At 66.7% G+C, this 18,120-nt stretch carries 15 protein-coding genes; 14 read left to right on the forward strand and 1 reads right to left on the reverse strand.

The annotated features are described in order from the left end of the window. Window positions 1–75 precede the first annotated feature (75 nt). The 12 genes from ACM6JT_RS20605 (at window position 76) to ACM6JT_RS20660 (ending at window position 15,840) form a co-directional block, all read left to right on the forward strand. Entirely contained in the window at window positions 76–1,920 is a 1,845-nt protein-coding gene (locus ACM6JT_RS20605) for a DUF1302 domain-containing protein (protein WP_258284825.1), read from the forward strand. Window positions 1,921–1,995: 75 nt separating this feature from the next. Further along, the gene (locus ACM6JT_RS20610) at window positions 1,996–4,356 is read left to right on the forward strand and encodes an efflux RND transporter permease subunit (RefSeq protein WP_414857154.1); all 2,361 of its coding nucleotides are present in this window, start codon (window positions 1,996–1,998) and stop codon (window positions 4,354–4,356) included. Between the two features lie 31 nt (window positions 4,357–4,387). Beyond that, window positions 4,388–4,672 (forward strand): hypothetical protein, encoded by a 285-nt coding sequence (locus ACM6JT_RS20615; protein WP_131948195.1) that lies wholly within the window; start codon window positions 4,388–4,390, stop codon window positions 4,670–4,672. A 31-nt stretch (window positions 4,673–4,703) separates the two neighbouring features. Beyond that, the gene (locus ACM6JT_RS20620; protein ID WP_414857155.1) at window positions 4,704–5,672 is read left to right on the forward strand and encodes a WD40/YVTN/BNR-like repeat-containing protein; all 969 of its coding nucleotides are present in this window, start codon (window positions 4,704–4,706) and stop codon (window positions 5,670–5,672) included. Window positions 5,673–5,714: 42 nt separating this feature from the next. Further along, a complete protein-coding gene (locus tag ACM6JT_RS20625) occupies window positions 5,715–7,193 on the forward strand; it encodes a flavin monoamine oxidase family protein (RefSeq protein ID WP_217588465.1) in 1,479 nt (492 codons plus the stop codon). After that, complete coding sequence (locus tag ACM6JT_RS20630) at window positions 7,194–7,874, forward strand: c-type cytochrome (RefSeq protein ID WP_414857156.1); 681 nt, start codon at window positions 7,194–7,196, stop codon at window positions 7,872–7,874. A 176-nt stretch (window positions 7,875–8,050) separates the two neighbouring features. Continuing rightward, complete coding sequence (locus ACM6JT_RS20635; protein ID WP_131948191.1) at window positions 8,051–9,184, forward strand: saccharopine dehydrogenase family protein; 1,134 nt, start codon at window positions 8,051–8,053, stop codon at window positions 9,182–9,184. A 42-nt stretch (window positions 9,185–9,226) separates the two neighbouring features. Next, window positions 9,227–10,780 carry an AMP-binding protein gene (locus ACM6JT_RS20640; RefSeq protein ID WP_217588470.1) on the forward strand — a complete coding sequence of 518 codons (1,554 nt, stop codon included), beginning with the start codon at window positions 9,227–9,229 and terminating at the stop codon, window positions 10,778–10,780. A 25-nt stretch (window positions 10,781–10,805) separates the two neighbouring features. After that, complete coding sequence (locus tag ACM6JT_RS20645; RefSeq protein ID WP_131948189.1) at window positions 10,806–12,047, forward strand: thiolase family protein; 1,242 nt, start codon at window positions 10,806–10,808, stop codon at window positions 12,045–12,047. Window positions 12,048–12,058: 11 nt separating this feature from the next. Continuing rightward, the gene (locus ACM6JT_RS20650; RefSeq protein ID WP_217588471.1) at window positions 12,059–13,534 is read left to right on the forward strand and encodes an NAD(P)/FAD-dependent oxidoreductase; all 1,476 of its coding nucleotides are present in this window, start codon (window positions 12,059–12,061) and stop codon (window positions 13,532–13,534) included. A gap of 167 nt (window positions 13,535–13,701) precedes the next feature. Continuing rightward, on the forward strand, window positions 13,702–14,379 hold the full coding sequence (locus tag ACM6JT_RS20655) for a TetR/AcrR family transcriptional regulator (RefSeq protein ID WP_207921117.1): 678 nt from the start codon (window positions 13,702–13,704) through the stop codon (window positions 14,377–14,379). 171 nt (window positions 14,380–14,550) lie between these two features. Continuing rightward, on the forward strand, window positions 14,551–15,840 hold the full coding sequence (locus tag ACM6JT_RS20660; protein ID WP_217588472.1) for an acyl-CoA dehydrogenase family protein: 1,290 nt from the start codon (window positions 14,551–14,553) through the stop codon (window positions 15,838–15,840). Between the two features lie 129 nt (window positions 15,841–15,969). On the opposite strand, the gene ACM6JT_RS20665 is transcribed toward ACM6JT_RS20660, so the two are convergent. Beyond that, a complete protein-coding gene (locus tag ACM6JT_RS20665; RefSeq protein WP_072438058.1) occupies window positions 15,970–16,125 on the reverse strand; it encodes a DUF3309 family protein in 156 nt (51 codons plus the stop codon). 194 nt (window positions 16,126–16,319) lie between these two features. Between ACM6JT_RS20665 and ACM6JT_RS20670 the strand changes: the two genes are divergently transcribed. Beyond that, complete coding sequence (locus ACM6JT_RS20670) at window positions 16,320–16,994, forward strand: histidine phosphatase family protein (RefSeq protein ID WP_131948186.1); 675 nt, start codon at window positions 16,320–16,322, stop codon at window positions 16,992–16,994. Window positions 16,995–17,013: 19 nt separating this feature from the next. After that, window positions 17,014–18,045 carry a phosphotransferase gene (locus ACM6JT_RS20675; RefSeq protein ID WP_414857157.1) on the forward strand — a complete coding sequence of 344 codons (1,032 nt, stop codon included), beginning with the start codon at window positions 17,014–17,016 and terminating at the stop codon, window positions 18,043–18,045. Window positions 18,046–18,120 lie beyond the last annotated feature (75 nt).

Below are 18,120 nucleotides of genomic sequence, written 5' to 3' on the forward strand. Positions count from 1 at the left end.
TCACCGGCTGACGGATACAAGGACCGGCGCGCGCAACGATCGTGCGCCGGCATCGAACAGGGGCGGAGGTGGATTATGGAATCGGCAAGATTAGTAAGGAATGCTACGGTATCGATTGCAATGGCGGGGGCTGCGACGTCGAGCGCCTATGCGTACGATTTCACGATGGGAGGCGGGGCACTGCAGGGCTCGTGGGTGTCGAACCTGACGGCCGGCGCCGGTATTCGCACCAAAAACCCGAGTTGCTCGCTCACCGGCGACCCGAACGCCTTCGGCTGCGGCGCGGGCGCGAACACCAACCAGTGGGGCTACGCGGACAACGGTGACCTGAACTACCGCAAGGGCCAGCCGTTCAGCACCTACATCAGCGCGACCAGCGAGCTGCTGCTGAAGATGCCGAGCGAAGGGCTGAAGTTCATGGTGCGCGGCACGGGCATGTACGACTTCATGGCCAAGAACACGAACCGCACGCCGTTGTCGAGCACCGCGGCCGCGCAGGTGGTGTACAACGCGCAACTGCTCGACCTGTGGGCGCAGAAGGATTTCACGATCGGCGGGCGCAACGCGCACGTGCGGCTCGGCAACCAGGTGATCAACTGGGGCGAGAGCATGTTCGCGCAGAGCGGCATCAACGCAACCAACTCGATCGACGTGCAGAAGCTGCTGATTCCGGGCTCGCAGCTCAAGCAGGCGCTGCTGCCGGCGCCGATGGCGAGCTTCGCTGCCGACCTGTCGCACGGGTTCAGCACCGAGGCGTATTACCAGTTCCAGTGGAACGGCAATCGCTACCCGCCGGTCGGTTCGTACTGGTCGGTGACGAACGGCTTCGGCCGCGGTGCCGAGCCGTTCACGATCAACACGAACAACCTGAACGTGACCGGCCCGAGCGCGGGCACGATCGCCAACGCGATCGGCGGGCCGGGCGCCGCCGGCAACCAGGACACGCTCAACGCGATCAAGAACGGGCTCGTGAACGGCACGTACGCAGGGCCGCCGTTCAACGACATCGGCCTGCCGAGCACGACGAACCTGCCGGCGAAATACCGGCCGCAGTTCGGCGTGAAGTTCAACTACTCGCCGCGCTCGTTCGACGCGAACTTCGCGTTCTACTACCTGAACTACACGGACAAGTCGCCGGTGCTCGCGTCGCTCGCGAACGGGACCGTGCAATGGTCATATCTCGGCCGGCGGCAACTGTTCGGCGTCAGCGCGAACTTCGGGCTCGGCCCGTGGGCGATCGGCACCGAGCTGTCGTACCGGCCGCGCGACGCGGTCGCGCTGTCGAGCTGCTACGGCGCAGGCGGCCCGCTCGACCTGAACACGAACGGCGTGGCGGGCATCAACTGCCAGCAATGGGCCGACAAGAAGAAATTCCAGTACGACATCAACGGGTTGCTTGCGCTGACGCGCAGCGAATACCCGTTCCTGAAGCTGCTCGGCGCCGATTCGGCCGCGCTGACCTGGGAACTGACGTGGATCTACTACCCGGGCCTGAAATCCAGCGGCGTCACGCGCACGATCGACGGCCAGACCGTCACGCAGGTACCGCAGGCCGGCTACCTGCCGTGGCTGAACAACGGGTCGGCGGCCGGCTATCCGATCGGGATGGGCCAGGGCACCTCGAGCTCGGTGGGCGCGACGATCGACTTCAACTGGACCTACGACGGCTCGCTGATCCCCGGCTGGCAGGTCACGCCTGGCGTGACGTTCAGCACCGGCCTGTACGGCTACACGCCGACCTTCACCGCGAATTACATGCAGGGCGCGAAGTCGGTGAACGTCTACGTGCTGTTCAACCAGAACCCGCCGAACTGGCAGGCCGGCATCAATTTCACCGCGTTCTGGGGCGGCCACAACACGGTGGGCCAGCCTTATGCGGACCGCAATTTCGTCGGCTTGTTCGTCACGCGGAATTTCTGACGGCGGCGGGTGGCAAGCGGCAGGTGGCAGGTGGCAGGTGGCGTACGCCACCGGAATACATGAAGGGGTAACGTCGTGCTCAATCGTCTGGTCAGTCGCCTGGAAAGGCTTTTCTTCGGTCACCGCGCGATCGTGCTCGCGGCGATCGCGTTGTTCACCGTCGCGATGGCCGTGTTCGCCGTGCAACTGCGCATGGATGCCGGTTTCGAAAAGCAGATGCCGATCGGGCACGAGTACATCCGCACGTTCCAGCAATACCGGAACGACCTGCTCGGCGCGAACCGGATCACGGTGGTCGTGCGCGCGAAGCACGGCTCGATCTGGTCGAAGCAGGGGCTGACGCGGCTGTACGACGTCACGCAGGCCGTCACGTACCTGCCGAACGTCGACCGGATCGGCGTTCGTTCGTTGTGGACGCCGAACGCGTTCGTCAACGAAGTGACCGACGAAGGGTTTCGCGCGGAGCCGATCATTCCGGGCACGGTCACGCCCGACCAGTTGACGTCCGACATCGTGGCGCGCGTGCGCCGCGCGACGACGCTCGGCGGCTACGTCGGCACGCTCGTGTCGCACGGCGAGGACAGCGCGATGATCACGGCCGAGCTGAACGAGCGCGACAGCGCCGGCAAGGTGCTCGACTACGTGGCGTTCAATCACCTGCTCGAAGACAAGATCCGCAAGCCGTTCGAGGATGCCGGCTACGAGATCCAGATCATCGGTTTCGCGAAGCAGATCGGCGATATCGCCGACGGCGCGACGGCCGTGCTCGGCTTCTGCGCGGTCGCGCTGCTGCTGACCACGCTCGCGGTGTACTGGTACTGCCATTCGGTGCGCTTCACGGTGCTGCTGGTCGCGTGCTCGCTCACGTCGCTCGTGTGGCAGTTCGGCACGTTGAAGCTGCTCGGCTTCGGCCTCGATCCGCTCGCGGTGCTCGTGCCGTTCCTCGTGTTCGCGATCGGCGTGTCGCATGGCGTGCAGCAGGTGAACTTCATCGTCCGCGAGATCGCGCACGGGCAGAGTTCGTTCGATGCGGCGCGCCACAGCTTCAGCGGCCTCTTGATCCCCGGCGTGCTCGCGCTGATCACCGCGTTCGTGTCGTTCATCACGCTGCTGCTGATCCCGATCCCGATGGTGCGCGAGCTGGCGATTACCGCGTCGCTCGGCGTCGCGTACAAGATCGTGACGAACCTGATCCTACTGCCCGTCGCGGCATCGTGCTTCAACTTCACGAAAACCTATGCGGACAATTCGCTGAAGCGCGCGCAGCAGCGTGCGAAGCCGCTGCGCGTGCTCGCCCGCGTGGCGGAGCCGAAGTACGCGGGCATCACCGTCGCGCTGACGGTGGCGATCTTCGCGCTCGCCGCGTGGCAAAGCCGCGATCGCGTGATCGGCACGCTGCAGCCGGGCGCGCCGGAACTGCGTGCGGACGCGCGATTCAACCGCGACGCGACGTCGATTGCCGGCAACTACGACATGGGCCTCGACTGGCTGACGGTGGCGATCGAATCGACCGGCCACGCGTGCGACAACCCGGCGGTCGGCCTGTACGAGGACGACTTTTCGGCCGCGATGAAGACCGAGCCGGGCGTCGTGTCGGTGCAATCGTACTCGGCGATGCTGCGCGCGTACAACCAGGGCTACAACGAGGATTTCCCGAAGATGAACGTTGTGCCGATCGCTGCCGAGAACTACGGCGCGGTGTCGGTCGACGTGTCGCGCTTGAAGGGCTTCATGAGCCGCGACTGCGGGATGACGGCCGTGCATCTGTTCCTGACCGATCACAAGGCGACGACGATCAACCGCATCCTCGACGACGTGAAGCAATACCGCGTGTCGCATCCGTTCCCGGGCATCACGGTGCGGCTGGCCGCGGGCAACGCGGGCGTGCTCGCCGCGACGAACGACGAAGTCGAGAAGAGCGAGCTGCCGATGATGCTCTACGTGTATGCGGCGATCCTGGTGCTCGTGTTCCTCGCCTACCGCGACTGGCGCGCGATGCTCGCGTGCTGCGTGCCGCTGTCGGTCGCGACCTTCATCGGCTACTGGTTCATGAAGGAGTTGCAGATCGGGCTGACGGTTGCGACGTTGCCGGTGATGGTGCTGGCGGTCGGCATCGGTGTCGATTACGCGTTCTACATCTACAACCGGCTGCAGGTGCATCTCGCGGGCGGGCAGGACATCGTGAAGGCCGTGCAGCACGCGATGCTCGAAGTGGGCGTGGCCACGATCTTCACCGCGATCACGCTGGCGATCGGCGTCGCGACGTGGAGCTTCTCGGCGCTCAAGTTCCAGGCCGACATGGGCAAGCTGCTCGCATTCATGTTCATCGTGAATCTGGTGATGGCGATGACCGCGCTGCCCGCGCTCGCGTCGCTGCTCGAACGCTGGTTTCCGCGCCGCAAGCCGGCCCGCGCACCAGGCCTGTTCAGCCACTGAAGTAGACGCACGTCCCGACGGAGATCCAGTCATGGTCAAGACCTTTGCTGTTTGCGGCGCACTTTGCCTCGTGGCGACAGGCTTCGCACGCTTCCATGAAACGGTTGCGCAACAACCCGCGCCGGCCCGCACGTTCGCGACCGACGCGCAACGCGTCGGTGTGCGCCACGTCGCGGTCGACGAACCGGCTATGGCCCCGTCGGCAAACGACGGCGACGCCGGACCTCAGTCGGCGGCCGCGCAGGGTGCCGACAAGCCCGCCGTCGTCGCGCTCGGCGTCGCGCATGCCGGCTGGTCGGTGCTGTTCAGCCACTGATGCCAGCGCATACCACTACGGAGGTTCTTCCATGATCAAGACGCTCGTTGCCTGTACCGCGCTCTGCGCCGCCGCGGCGGCCTTCGCGCAACCGCAGGACGGAACGGTTGCGGCCTGGGCCGCGAAGCCCGCGCATGCCTGGGCCGCGCCGACGCACCGGATGCTGATGGATGCGGCGCGCGCCGGATCGCGGATCGTCGCGGTCGGCGAGCACGGCATCGTGCTGCTGTCCGACGACGACGGCAAGACCTGGCGGCAGGCGCAACGCGTGCCGGTAGCGACGACGCTGTCGGCCGTGTCGTTCGCGGATGCGAAGCACGGCTGGGCCGTCGGCCAGTGGGGCGGGATTCTCGCGACCGACGACGGCGGCGACACGTGGGTCACGCAGCGGCTCGATACGTCGGTCGACCAACCGCTGTTCTCGGTGCTGTTCACGAACGCGCGGGACGGCATTGCCGTCGGCCTGTGGTCGCTGATGCTGCAGACGCACGACGGCGGCAAGACGTGGGCGCGCACGACGCTGCCGAAGCCACCGGGCGGCGGCAAGGCCGACCGCAATCTCTATCACGTGTTCGCCGACGCCACGCAGGCGCTTTACATCGTGTCCGAACAGGGGATGGTGCTCAAGTCGGCCGACGGCGGTGCGAACTGGACCTATCTGCCGACCGGCGGCAAGGGCACGTTGTGGTCGGGCGTCGCGATGCCCGATGGCCGAATCGTGGTCGGCGGGTTGCTCGGCAGCCTTTTCGAAAGTCACGACGGCGGCGCGACGTGGGCCGCGCTGAAATCCGGCACGCGCAGCTCGATCACCGATCTCGTCGCGACCGGCGGCGGGCTGGTCGGCGTCGGGCTCGACGGGCTGACGCTCGCGCAGCGCGTCGCAGGCGGCCCGTTCGACGTCGCGCAGCGCGCAGATCGCGCGACGCTCACCGCGACGCTGATTGATGCGCGCGGCAAGCCGATCCTGTTTTCGCAGGACGGCGTGCTGGCTGCGCCGTGAGTTGAATCCACTAAAAAGGCCTGGAAGGATGGAGCACTCAAGATGAATCGCAAGCACAAGCCGGACCCGCAGACCCGGCGACAGGTACTGCGCGTCGCGGCCGTGGGCGCCGCGTCGCTCGCGGCCGGAGAGATGTCGTTCGCGGAAAGCACGGCGTCGGCTTCGGCGGAGCGCGGCGTGTTCGATGTCGTCATCATCGGCGCCGGGCTCGCCGGGTTGACCGCCGCGCGCGACCTGAAGCGTGCCGGTTGCGAATCGTTCGTCGTTGTCGAGGCGCGGGATCGCGTCGGCGGCCGGACTTTCAACCACGACCTCGGGCACGGCGTCGTGTCCGAAGCCGGCGGCCAGTGGATCGGCCCCGGGCAAACGGCGATCGCTGATCTCGCGCGCGAACTCGGCGTCGATACGTTCCCGACCTGGTACGCGGGCAAGACGGTCGTGCTGGCCGGCGACGCGCGCGTCGCGCAGGATCTTCACGGCGGCTCGGGCGGCGACGACGCGATCGGCACGAAGCTCGGCGCGCTCGCGCGCGGCGTGCCGTCCCGCGAGCCCTGGACCGCACGGCATGCGGCGGAACTCGACAAGCTGACCTACGGCGACTGGCTGCTCAAGCAGGGCGTGACCTACGAGGACGGATACTTCCTCGGCGTCGCGGCCAAGCTGTCGCTCGGCGGTGCACCGGCGCAGCTCGGGTTGCTGCATTACCTGTCGATGATCAACAGTGCCGACTGCGATTACGCGAAACTCGAATCGATCAAGGGCGGCGCGCAGGAAACGCGCTTCGTCGGCGGCTCACAGGTATTGAGCGTCAGGATGGCGAACGAACTAGGCGCGAAGGTGCAGCTGTCCTGCCCGGTGCGCAAGATCTCGGGATGGGATCGCGAGGTGGTCGACTTGCAGACCGATCGCGGCACGATCCGCGCGCGGCGCGTGATCGTCGCGCTCAATCCGGCGCTGTGCAACCAGATCGTGTTCGATCCGCCGCTGCCGGACGGCCGCGCGCAGTTGCACCGGAACTGGCCGGCCAACGCGCCGATGCGCAAGACCGTGCATGTGTACGAGCGTCCGTTCTGGCGCGACGACGGCTACAACGGGCAGATCTTCGAGGTCGGCGGCCCGGTCTTCATGGCGTACGACAACTCGCCGCCGGACGGTTCGGTCGGCGTGCTCGCCGCATTCGTCGCGCCGGGCGCGCTGCCGACGGACCCGAAGGGCGCCGAGCGGACGCTGTCGGCGATCTTTGCTCGCGCGCTCGGCGACAAGGCGCTGCATCCGACGCAGTTTCACGACTACGACTGGGGCCGCGTCGATCCATGGACGCTGCAGTGCATTCATCCGCTGCCGCCCGGCTTCTGGACGAGGTGGGGCAAGTTCCTGCGTCCGGAGGTCGGCCGGCTGATCTGGTCGGGCACCGAGACGGCCGACCTCTGGCCAGGCGCGATGGACGGTGCGGTGCGCTCCGGGCATCGCGCGGCGCTGCAGGCGCTCGGCAAACTGGCCGGCCGCGGCAGGGAGGCCTGAATGAAACGAACACTGACGATCGGCGCCGCGCTTGCGGTAGCCGGTGTGGTGGCGGCAGGCGTGCTGTTCGGGCCCGACCTCGTCGACGGCATGCGTTACCAGAAGGCGATGGCCGCGATCGGCGACGCGGACAAAACCAATGGCGGCGCGTGGCCGCAGCCGCAGGAGACGTGCTTCTTCTGCCACGGCGTGCACGGCCAGTCGCAGAACGCGTGGTATCCGTCGCTGTCCGGGCAGCCGGCCACGTATCTTGCCGCACAACTGCGCGCGTTCGCGAGCGACCGGCGCGGCAACGCGTATATGGGGCCGCTCGCGCGCGAACTCGACGACGCGAAGATCGACGCGCTGGCGACCTATTTCGCACGGCAGGCGTCGGCGCGTAACGAGACGGCGCCGGCCGACGCCGCGCTCGACAAGCGCGGGATGGCGCTGGTGGAGGCCAGAAGCTGCCGGGCATGCCACGGCGCGGCGCTGACGGGCAGGGACCAGGCACCGCGTCTCGCGGGCCAGGGGCAGCTTTACCTGGAGGCGCAGCTCGCGGCGTTCCGATCGGGCCAGCGCCACGATCCGGGCGGCGCGATGAATGGCGTCGCCGCGACACTGTCGGGCGACGACACGCGCGCAGTTGCGCACTATCTGGCCGGCCTGTCGCCGGGCAGTGCCGACGGTGCGGCCCGATGATGCCGGCCGCGCGACAGGACCGGGAATACCCTGCCTTTTTCTTTGCCGCTTACTTTGTCATAGTGACCTAAGATTGGTAATGTGTTCTATAAAAGAAACACCCCCCGGATGTGAAGCGGCAGTACCCGGCGTTCGGCCGAATCGATTTTGAACAACGTACGTTTCAGGAGACAACCATGGCTAAGCACCCCGTCGTCGTTTATGGCGCAAGCGGTTACACCGGCATGTTGATCATGGACTGGCTGATCGACCAGAACATCCCGTTCACCGCGGTCGCGCGCAACGCGGGCCGCACGAAGGAAATGATGGCGCAGCGCGTCGTGCGCCTCGAATCGGCGAACTTCGAGATCATCGAAGCGGATCACAGCGTCGATTCGCTCGTCAACGCATTCCGTGGCGCAAAGGTCGTATGCAACACGGTCGGACCGTTCTTCAATTTCGGTTTGGTGTCTGTCGAAGCAGCGCTCAAGGCGGGTTGTCATTACCTCGACACCACGGGCGAACAGCACTATATCCGCCAGGTCCGCGAACAGTTCGGCGAACTGTATCGGCAGGCAGGGCTGCTGCTGTCCCCTTCGGTTGCGTACATGTACTCGTTCGCGGAAATTGCCGCGGAGCTGGCACTCGAGACGCCGGGCATCGATGCGCTGGAAACCGCAACGCTTACGCGCGGCCCGCGGGGCGCAGGCGCCGGCGTAAGTGTCGGTTCGACGGCAACCATCTTCGAAGGGTATCGACAGGAAGCCTGCTATCTGTGGGAAAAGCAGCTGGTGCCGCACGAACAGCACGCTTCGTTCAGCATCGTCTCCCCGGATTTCATTCAGCCGGTGTTCTCGCTGCCGTGGGGCGGCACGTCCCTGCCGGTGTACTTCGAGCATGACGCGCGTGTGCGCAGCTGTATCTCGTCCGTCGGTTTCTACGATAACAACGCGATGCAGATGGTGCATGCGCTCGGCCAGAAATGGGATGCGGAGTACAAGCACTTGCCGCGCGAACAGCAGGACGCGGTGCTGAAGCAGATCGTGGATTCGACGACGCCGTCGATGCCACCGCGCGAGCGTACGTCGCTTCATCGCACGGTCGACTTCGCGATCGGTCGTGGCCACCTTAACGCAGTCCGCGCGACGTTGCATGGCATCACGCCGTACATCGCAACCGGTGCATTGCATGCAGCGGGCGCCATCAAGCTCCTGGACGGCGATACCGCGAAGGTCGGCTTCGCATCGGGTTCGAAGGCGTTCGGCCATCGCTACCTGCTCGGCTTCCTCGAGCAGCGCGGGCTCGCGCGCGCCACGGTCACGCAACTGTGACGGCCGCCGCATTACCGGTACAGACTCAACGGAACCTGTGAAATGGCCATTATCGATTTCTACGACCGCGGGTGGCGCATCAATCCCGACGGCATTGCCTATATCCAGGGCGACCGCAGCTATACGTTCCAGGAGATCGGCGAGCTGTCGTGCCGCATCGCCAACGGACTTCTTGCCGCCGGCTTCGCGAAGGAGACGAAGGCGGCTGTGTGGGCGGACAACGACGTGATCGGCTGGAGCTGCGCGCTCGGGATGTGGCGGGCCGGGCTCGCGTACATTCCGGTGAACGGGCGCAATGCGCCTGCGGAGAACCAGTACGTGCTCGATGCGTTCGACTGCGAAGTGCTGTTCTTCCACCAGGCGTTCGCGTCCGCGATCGACGCGCTGCGGCCGAGCCTGCCGAAGATCCGGCTGTGGGTGTGCCTCGACGCCGACTTGTCGTGGGCGCCGTCGCTGGCCACTTGGAGCGGGCGCCAGCCGGCGACGCTGCCGGCCGTCGAATACGCGATGGACGACGTCGTCGCGTTGTCGGCCACCGGTGGCACAACCGGTGCGCCGAAGGGCGTGATGAACACGCACCGCTCGCTGCAGACGTATTTCGCGCAATTCATGATTGCGATGACGTACGGCGCCGAGCGGCCGGTGAATCTCGCCGCGGCGCCGATGACGCACACGGCGGGCATGTTGTCGCTGCCATGCACCGCGCGTGGCGGCACGGTGGTCGTGCTGCCGAAGCCCGACCCCGCGCTGCTGCTCGGCGCGATCGTGAAGCACCGCGTGACCGAGTTCTTCCTGCCGCCGACCGTCATCTACCGGCTGCTCGACATCCCGGGCATCGACAACGTCGATTTTTCGTCGTTGCGCTACTTCCTGTATGGCGCGGCGCCGATGTCGGTCGAGAAGCTCAAGCGCGCGATCGATGTATTCGGGCCGGTGATGACGGGCGGCTACGGGCAGACCGAAGCCCCCGCGTCGATCTCGTACCTGACGCCGGCCGAGCACTTCGTCGACGGCCGGCTCGCACCGGACGAGCGGCTGTCGTCGGTTGGCCGCCCGAATCCGCTGGTGCGCGTCGAGATCGTCGACGATCGCGGCGACGTGCTGAAGCAGGGCGAGACCGGCGAGATCTGCGTGCGCGGCGATCTCGTGATGAAGGGGTACTACAACGCGCGGGACAAGACGGCCGAGACGATCGTCGACGGCTGGCTGCACACCGGCGACATCGGTCATCTCGATACGGAAGGCTATCTGCACATCACCGACCGCAAGAAGGACATGATCATCAGCGGCGGCTTCAACGTCTATCCGAGCGAGGTCGAGCAGGTGATCTGGGCACATCCGGCGGTGCAGGACTGCGCGGTGATCGGCGTGCCCGACGACAAGTGGGGCGAGGCCGTGAAGGCCGTCGTCGAACTCAATGCCGGCCAGCACGTGAGCGCGGACGAGCTCGTCGCGCTGTGCAAGGAGAAACTCGGCTCGGTGAAGGCGCCGAAGAGCGTGGACTTCGTCGTCGCGCTGCCGCGCAGCACGGCCGGCAAGGTGCTGAAGAAGGACCTGCGCGAACAGTACTGGCAGGGCCAGCAGCGCAGGATATGAGCCCATTTAATATGGATTCCAGACGATGAGCAACATCTACATCGCCGGCATTTCGATGACCGTGTTCGGCCGGCACCTCGACCGTAGCCTCGACGACCTGGCGCGCGAGGCGCTGCAGCGTGCGTTGCGCGACGCGGGCTGCCATGCCGATGCGATTCGCGCTGCGTTCTACGCCGGCATCACCAACGGCCCGCTGCAGGGGCAGTTGTCGATTCCTGGTCAGGTCGTGTTCAGCAAGATCGGCCTCGAAGGCATTCCGGTGTTCAACGTCGAGAATGCATGCGCGTCCGGCAGTACGGCCGTGCACCTGGCCGTGCGACAGCTTCAGTCGGGCGCGTGCGACGTCGCGCTCGCGCTCGGCGCGGAAAAGATGAACGTCGCGGACAAGGCGAAATCCTTCGCGCTGTTCGAGGCGGGCTGGGACGTGTCGCGCATCGACGAAAACTTCGCGATGCTCGCGCAGCTCGGCGAAGGGATCGAGTCGCCGCCCGGCTCCGAATCCGACCGCCCGTATAGCCGCTTCATGAAGATCTACGCGGCGCTGTGCCGGCATCACATGCGCACGTACGGCACGACGCAGCGGCAGATCGCCGCCGTGTCATCGAAGAACCACGGGCATTCGGTGCACAACCCGTATTCGCAGTTCCGCCAGCCGTTCACGATCGACGAGGTGCTCGCGGCGGCGCCGATCACGTACCCGATCACGCTGCCGATGTGCGCACCGCTGTCGGACGGCGCGGCGGCCGCGATCCTCTGCACCGACGAAGGGCTGGAGCGCATCGGCGCCGATCGCAGCCGCTGCATCCGGATCGCCGCGAGCGTGCTGCGCAGCTTCACGCGTCGGCGCATCGACGAGCCGCACAAGCACATCGGCCGGCTTGCCGCGCTGCAGGCCTACGAGCAGGCCTGCGTGGGGCCGGAGGACATGGACGTCGCCGAAGTGCACGACGCGTCTGCGATGGGCGAAATCATCCAGGCCGAGAACCTCGGCTTCGTGCCGTTCGGCGAAGGCGGCCCGGCTGCCGAGCGGGGCGAATTCACGCTCGGCGGGCGGATCCCGATCAACACGTCGGGCGGCCTCGAATCGAAGGGCCATCCGCTCGGCGCGACCGGCATCGGGCAGCTGTACGAGCTGGTCACGCAGTTGCGCGGCGAGGCGGGCGGGCGCCAGGTGCAGGGCGCGCGCCATGCGATCCAGGAAAACGGCGGCGGATTGCAGGGCGTCGAGGAAGCAGCGCTGGCGATTCACATTCTCAGCAGGGACTGACGGAGGCGGACATGAGCGACGCACATGGCGCGATGGCGCTCGGGCGGGCAGGGCAGGCGGCGCGGCGCGCGCCGGACGGCGTCGGCGCGGCGGCGTCGATGCAGGCAGTGGGCGCGGCCGCGGCCGGGCCGCTGGCGCGCTGGGGCGAGGAAATCCGGGCCGACGCCGCGTTGCAGAAGTATCGTCCCGTCGGCGGATGGATCGAGGCGCCGGATGATGCGCAGCCGCAGCTCGAAGGCGACGTCCGCGCGGACGTGATCGTCGTCGGCGCCGGTTTTGCCGGCCTGTCCACCGCACTGGAACTGGCCGCGCGCGGCGCGAGCGTCGTCGTGCTCGAACGCGAGTTCGCGGGCTTCGGCGCGAGCGGGCGCAACGCCGGTTATCTCGCCGGTGGCCAGGGGCTCGAATACGAGCTGTTTCTCAAGCGCGTCGGGCGCGAACAGGCAAAGCAGATCGTCGGCTTTTACGACGAAGGCGTGGCCTACGTCGAGCGCAAGCTCGCCGAATATGCGATCGACTGCGACTACCGTGCGTCGGGCATCATCCGCGCGGGCGTGCATCCGTCGCAGGAGAAGCGTTTGCGCGAGAGCATGGAAACCGGCATCGAACTCGGCTCGCCCGCGCAGTTTCTCGACGGCGCGGCGATGCGCGCGCGCGGGATTCCGCCGGCCTTCCTGTTCGGCGCGTATGTGCCGGGCGGCGGCACGCTCGATCCCGGCAAGTACGTGACGGGGTTGCGGCGCGCCGCGCTCGCGGCCGGCGTGAAGCTCTACGAGAACACCGCGCTGCTCGATTTCGACGAAGGCGAGACGGTGCGCGTGCGCACGGCACGCGGCAGCGCGAGTGCGCCGGTGCTGGTGCTCGCCACCAACGCCTACACGCCGCAGCTCGGCCTGCTCGGCGACAAGGTGATGCCGTTGCGCGTGTCGGCGCTCGAAACCGAGCCGCTGTCCGATGCGCAACTCGCGGCGCTCGGCTGGCCGCGTCGCGAGGGCATCGTCACGTCGCACCTGACGATGGAGAGCCATCGCCTCACCGCCCGCAACACGCTGCTGCTGACGACCAAGCGGCTGCATTACGTCTACGGTTCGCAGACGCCGAACGTGCCGGACGACGACGCGTATCGCGCGCTCGTGAAGGCGCTGCACGCGCGCTTTCCGCAACTGGGCAACGTGCCGGTGCGCGCGTGCTGGAGCGGCTATATCTCGTTCGCCGGCGACGCGTTGCCGGTGGTCGGCGCGGCCGGCAAGCACGGGAACGTGTTTTATACGGCCGGATGCTCGGGGCATGGCGTGGGCACGCAGTCGCTGATCGGGCGCGTGCTGGCCGAGCGGATCCAGGGCGAGCAATCGCCGCTGCTCGAGGCGCTGACGCACAAGACGCCATCGGTGCCGCCGGAGCCGCTGCGATGGTGCGCGATGAATGCGATGCTCGGCGTCGCGAACCTGCTCGACGAGCGCGTGAACCGCAAGGCGCGGAAGATGTAGCGGCGCAAGCGATCGTCACGACGCTGAAACGTGCATCCGGCCGGACTGCCCCGCCGACGGGCGGCTCGATGGAAAATGAGGCTCGCATCGGGTATAGTCGTTGGCGCTCCGTAAGGTACGGAGCGTCAATTCGACGAAGCCGAAACGCCACCTTCACGACGAACACGATGACAGTGCCCAACGAGCAGCGCAGCGGCAAAAAGCGGCGCACTTCGACTGCGACCACCGCAGCGGCAAGCAACCCGGACGGTTTGCGGGCGCAAGGCCTGCGCACCCGCAACACGATTATTCGTGTCGCGCGGAAGCTGCTGCTGGAAGGCGGCCCGCTGGAATTCTCGCAGCGCGCGGTTGCCGCGGCGGCAGGCATCAGCGTCAGCAATCTGCAGTACTACTTCCCGACCCGGATCGCCGTATTGCGGGCCGTCATCGAGCCGGTCATCGATACATACCTGGACGACATGAAGCGCGCGCTCAGCAGCGACGCGTCGCCGCGCGACGTGTTCGAGGAGATCGTGGAGCGCTCGATCCGCGATGCGAAGGATGCCAAGTACAACGCACTGTTCCGGCACTTCCTGTCGTTCGCGGCGACCGATCCCGAGTGCTTCAAGCTTTACGACGAATGGTATGCGACGCTGACGCGCGATCTCGCGCAACTGCTGCGCACCGTCAATCCCGCATTCAGCGCGGCCGACAGCCGGCATGCGGCGACGATGCTCATCGCGCTGGCGGACGGCCTCGCGATGCAGTACGGCACCGGGCGGCACACGCAGGCGCTCGACGCGTATTTCGCGGCGACGTCTCGCGCGCTCGCCTATGGCACGTTAGTGGTGCCCGCCGGCAAATAGCGGCCGGACCTCACAGCCGCCACGCAGGAGCAGACAGGGGAATACCCTGTCTTTTTTTTGCTCCCTGTGTTTGCCATGATGACCTATGTTTGGTATGTGTTACTAGGTGTGGGATGGCCGGGCGCGTCCGCTGCCTGGTCGACATGATTCGAGTCCAGGAGGAGAACGGAGATGATTCGTCTGAACAAGTCCGCGGCGCTGCCGCTGGTCGGCTTGACCGGCTTCGAGACGCCGCTGAGCGAAGAGGAAAGCGCAATCCAGCACACGGTTCACCGCTTTGCGCGCGACGTGCTGCGGCCGATCGGCCGCGAGCTCGACCGGATGACGCCGGAGGAGGTGATCGCACCCGGCTCGCCGTACTGGGCCGCGATCGTCGAGAGTGCGAAGCTCGGGCTCGATCCGCAACTGATCGCGCAGTTTCCGCCGGAGACGGCCGTGCGCATCGAGTCGCTGATCGGCGAGGAACTCGGCTGGGGCGATTCGGGCCTCGCCGTGTCGATCGGCGCCGCGACGATGCCGCTGATGATGGCGCAGACGGTCGGCAATCAGGAACTGATCGAGATGTGCGCTGGCAAGGTCGGCTGCTGGATGAACACGCAGCCCGATCGCGGGTCGGACGCGGCCATCCTGTATCGGCAGGAACTCAGCGCGAACGGCAGGCAGCCGGTGGGCAACGTGTCCGCGAAGGTCGGCGCCGATGAAATCGTGATCAACGGGCAAAGCTCGGCGTGGATCTCGAACGGGTCGGTCGCGCAGGTCGCGCTCGCATACATGGCGGCCGACTACGGCGACGGGTTCTACGGCGAAGGCGAGCGCAGCGCATTCACGAACGGCATCGCGATGATCCTGCCGCTCGATCTGCCGGGCGTGTCGCGCGGCAAGCCGCTCGACAAGATCGGCCAGCGCGCGCTGCCGCAGGGCGAGATCTATTTCGACAACGTGAAGGTGCCGAAGCGCTTCGCGGTCGCGCTGAAGGACGACTATCTCGGCAACCTCGCTTCGACGTGGTCGTACGCCGGCACGCACATGTGCCAGGTGTTCGTCGGCGCGGCGCGCGCCGCGTTCGAACTGGCGCTCGCGTATTGCCACGAGCGCAAGCAGGGCGGCGCGCTGCTGATGGATCACCAGATGACGCACCTGCGCATCGGCGAGATGCTGCGCCGGCTGGAGATGGCGCGTGCGATCGCGCGCCGCAGCCTCGCGTTCTCGCGCCTGTCGCCGCAGAGCCATCCGTATGCAACCGCGCAGGCCAAGGTGAGCGTGACCGAGGAAGCGATGAAGATCACGCACGAGGCGTTCCAGCTGTTCGGCGGCAACGGCACCACGCGCGAGTTCCCGATCGAGAAGCTGTTCCGCGACGTGCGTTCGGCGCTGATCGAGGACGGCGAGAACTACGTGCTTGCGTCGCGCCTCGGTGTGCTGGCCGGGCAGCTCTATCAGAACGGCTGGACGCGCGAGTAAGCGGCGCCATGCGGCCGCGCTCCCGGCAGGACACCGCCGGGGCGCGGCGAAGTGCTGATCCGGATTCACGCGGCCGGCGTAACCGGCCCCGAACAGGCTTCCCGGCAGCACGACCGGCGCCGCCGGACGTCAGATTTGACCCAGCAGCACCAGCACGACGACGATGACGACGATCAGCCCGACCGTGCTCGATGGCCAATAGCCCCAGCTTCGGCTGTGCGGCCATGTAGGAAATGCTCCGATGAGCAACAAAATCAGTATGACGATAAGGATGGTACCGAGCATCGCATCCCTCCTGGAACGTTGTCGACTTGACGGCGGTTGGCGCCGCAATTTGCGTGCCGCGGGGCCGCGTGTCGCGAACGAGCCTGGCTGGGGCGGTTGAATTCATGGGGTGAATACTGTTCGATTCAGAAAATAAATTTCAAAAATGCACCCCCGCTCGTTATGCTGAATTCTTCTGATCCGGCAGGCATGCGATGGCTGAACTCTTTCTGGTACGGCATGGGCAGGCGTCGTTCGGCACCGACGACTACGACCGGCTTTCCGCGGCCGGCGAGCAGCAGGGCGTCTGGCTCGGCGAATACTTCGCGCGGCAGGGCCTGGTGTTCGACCGTGTGATCTGCGGCACGCTGAACCGCCACGCGCAGACGGTCGACGCGATCCTGCGCGGGATGGGCCGCGAAGGTGTGCCGTACGACCGTCATCCGGGCCTGAACGAATACGATTTCCACGGGCTGTTCGCGGCGGCCGCCGGCGACTATCCGGAGATCGCGCGGCGCGCAGACGGATCGATGAAGGAATATTTCCGTGCGCTCCGGCAGGTGCTGCAGCTGTGGTCCGAGGACAAGCTCGGCGATGCGGCCCCCGAGACCTGGGCGCAGTTCCAGCAGCGCGTCGCCGATGCGCGCGCCGCGATCCGCCACGGCGGCGGCCAGCGCGTGCTCGCGGTGAGCTCCGGCGGCCCGATCGCGGTCACCGTGCAGCAGGTGCTCGCGGCGCCGCCGTCGAGCGCGATCGCGCTGAACCTGCAGATCCGCAACAGCAGTCTTTCGCAGTTTTTCTTCAACGCCGATGCGTTCCACCTCGCGTCGTTCAACGGCATCCCGCATCTGGAGGATCCCGAACGACTCGCGCTGCGAACCTACGGCTGACCCACGAATGATCGCGACGATGACGAACCCTTCCCAGCAACTCGACACTGCCCGCCTCACGCGCTATCTGGAAGCGCACGTGCCGGGCTTCGAAGGCCCGGTCGACACGGAGAAATTTGCCGGCGGCCAGTCGAATCCGACTTTCCTGCTGCACGCGAAGAGCGGCCGCTACGTGCTGCGCCGCCAGCCGCCGGGCGAACTGCTGAAATCCGCGCATGCGGTCGACCGCGAATTCCGCGTGCTGACCGCGCTGTCGGGCACCGCGGTGCCGGTCGCGCGTCCGTATCACCTGTGCGTCGACCGCGACGTGATCGGCAGCATGTTCTACGTGATGAGCTTCGAGGACGGCCGGATCTTCTGGGATCCCGCGCTGCCGGAACTGCCGAAGGCCGATCGCGCGGCGTGCTACGACGCGCTGCTGCGGACCATGGCCGCGTTGCACGATGTCGACGTCGACGCGGTGGGCCTTGCCGACTACGGCCGCCCCGGCAATTACTTCGAGCGCCAGATCGGCGTGTGGACGAAGCAGTATCGCGCGGCCGAAACCGGGCGCCTCGACGCGATGGAGACGCTGATCGACTGGCTGCCGAAGGCGTGCCCCGAGGACACGGGCCGGCCGGCGCTGGTGCACGGCGATTTCAGGATCGACAACCTGATGTTCGCGCGCGACAGCTATCGCGTGCAGGCCGTGCTCGACTGGGAACTGTCGACGCTCGGCAACCCGCTCGCCGATCTCGCGTATTTCTGCATGTGCCTGCGGCTGCCGTCCGGCGGGCAGGTGCGCGGGATCGCGGGCCTGGATCGCGCCGAACTCGGCGTGCCGGACGAAGCGGCGATCGTCGCGCGTTATTGCGAATTGCGCGGGATCGAGCCGATCCGCGACTGGCACTTCTATCTCGCGTTCAGTTTCTTCCGCCTCGCGGCGATCGCGCAGGGCGTGAAGGCGCGCGCGCTGCAGGGCAACGCGTCGAGCGAGCAAGCGCTGCGCGTCGGCGAAATGGCCGGGCGGCTGGCCGAACTGGCCGTCGGCGTGATCGACGCGCATCGCTGAAATCACTGAAATCGCTGACATCGCCGGGATCGCAGAACGGCGACACGACAAACCATCAATGGAGGAGCACAACGA

Origin of the sequence: Burkholderia sp. IT-111MI5 (assembly GCF_949752865.1) — a bacterium.
In the GTDB taxonomy this organism is placed as follows: Bacteria; Pseudomonadota; Gammaproteobacteria; order Burkholderiales; family Burkholderiaceae; genus Burkholderia; species Burkholderia pyrrocinia_C.

Bases quoted from the DNA above. Each gene is read 5' to 3' on its own strand.
- ACM6JT_RS20665 (WP_072438058.1), bottom strand. From the start codon at position 16,125: ATGCTCGGTACCATCCTTATCGTCATACTGATTTTGTTGCTCATCGGA.
- ACM6JT_RS20645 (WP_131948189.1), top strand. From the start codon at position 10,806: ATGAGCAACATCTACATCGCCGGCATTTCGATGACCGTGTTCGGCCGG.
- ACM6JT_RS20630 (WP_414857156.1), top strand. From the start codon at position 7,194: ATGAAACGAACACTGACGATCGGCGCCGCGCTTGCGGTAGCCGGTGTG.
- ACM6JT_RS20615 (WP_131948195.1), top strand. From the start codon at position 4,388: ATGGTCAAGACCTTTGCTGTTTGCGGCGCACTTTGCCTCGTGGCGACA.
- ACM6JT_RS20625 (WP_217588465.1), top strand. From the start codon at position 5,715: ATGAATCGCAAGCACAAGCCGGACCCGCAGACCCGGCGACAGGTACTG.
- ACM6JT_RS20635 (WP_131948191.1), top strand. From the start codon at position 8,051: ATGGCTAAGCACCCCGTCGTCGTTTATGGCGCAAGCGGTTACACCGGC.
- ACM6JT_RS20605 (WP_258284825.1), top strand. From the start codon at position 76: ATGGAATCGGCAAGATTAGTAAGGAATGCTACGGTATCGATTGCAATG.
- ACM6JT_RS20650 (WP_217588471.1), top strand. From the start codon at position 12,059: ATGAGCGACGCACATGGCGCGATGGCGCTCGGGCGGGCAGGGCAGGCG.
- ACM6JT_RS20675 (WP_414857157.1), top strand. From the start codon at position 17,014: ATGACGAACCCTTCCCAGCAACTCGACACTGCCCGCCTCACGCGCTAT.
- ACM6JT_RS20620 (WP_414857155.1), top strand. From the start codon at position 4,704: ATGATCAAGACGCTCGTTGCCTGTACCGCGCTCTGCGCCGCCGCGGCG.
- ACM6JT_RS20670 (WP_131948186.1), top strand. From the start codon at position 16,320: ATGGCTGAACTCTTTCTGGTACGGCATGGGCAGGCGTCGTTCGGCACC.
- ACM6JT_RS20655 (WP_207921117.1), top strand. From the start codon at position 13,702: ATGACAGTGCCCAACGAGCAGCGCAGCGGCAAAAAGCGGCGCACTTCG.
- ACM6JT_RS20660 (WP_217588472.1), top strand. From the start codon at position 14,551: ATGATTCGTCTGAACAAGTCCGCGGCGCTGCCGCTGGTCGGCTTGACC.
- ACM6JT_RS20640 (WP_217588470.1), top strand. From the start codon at position 9,227: ATGGCCATTATCGATTTCTACGACCGCGGGTGGCGCATCAATCCCGAC.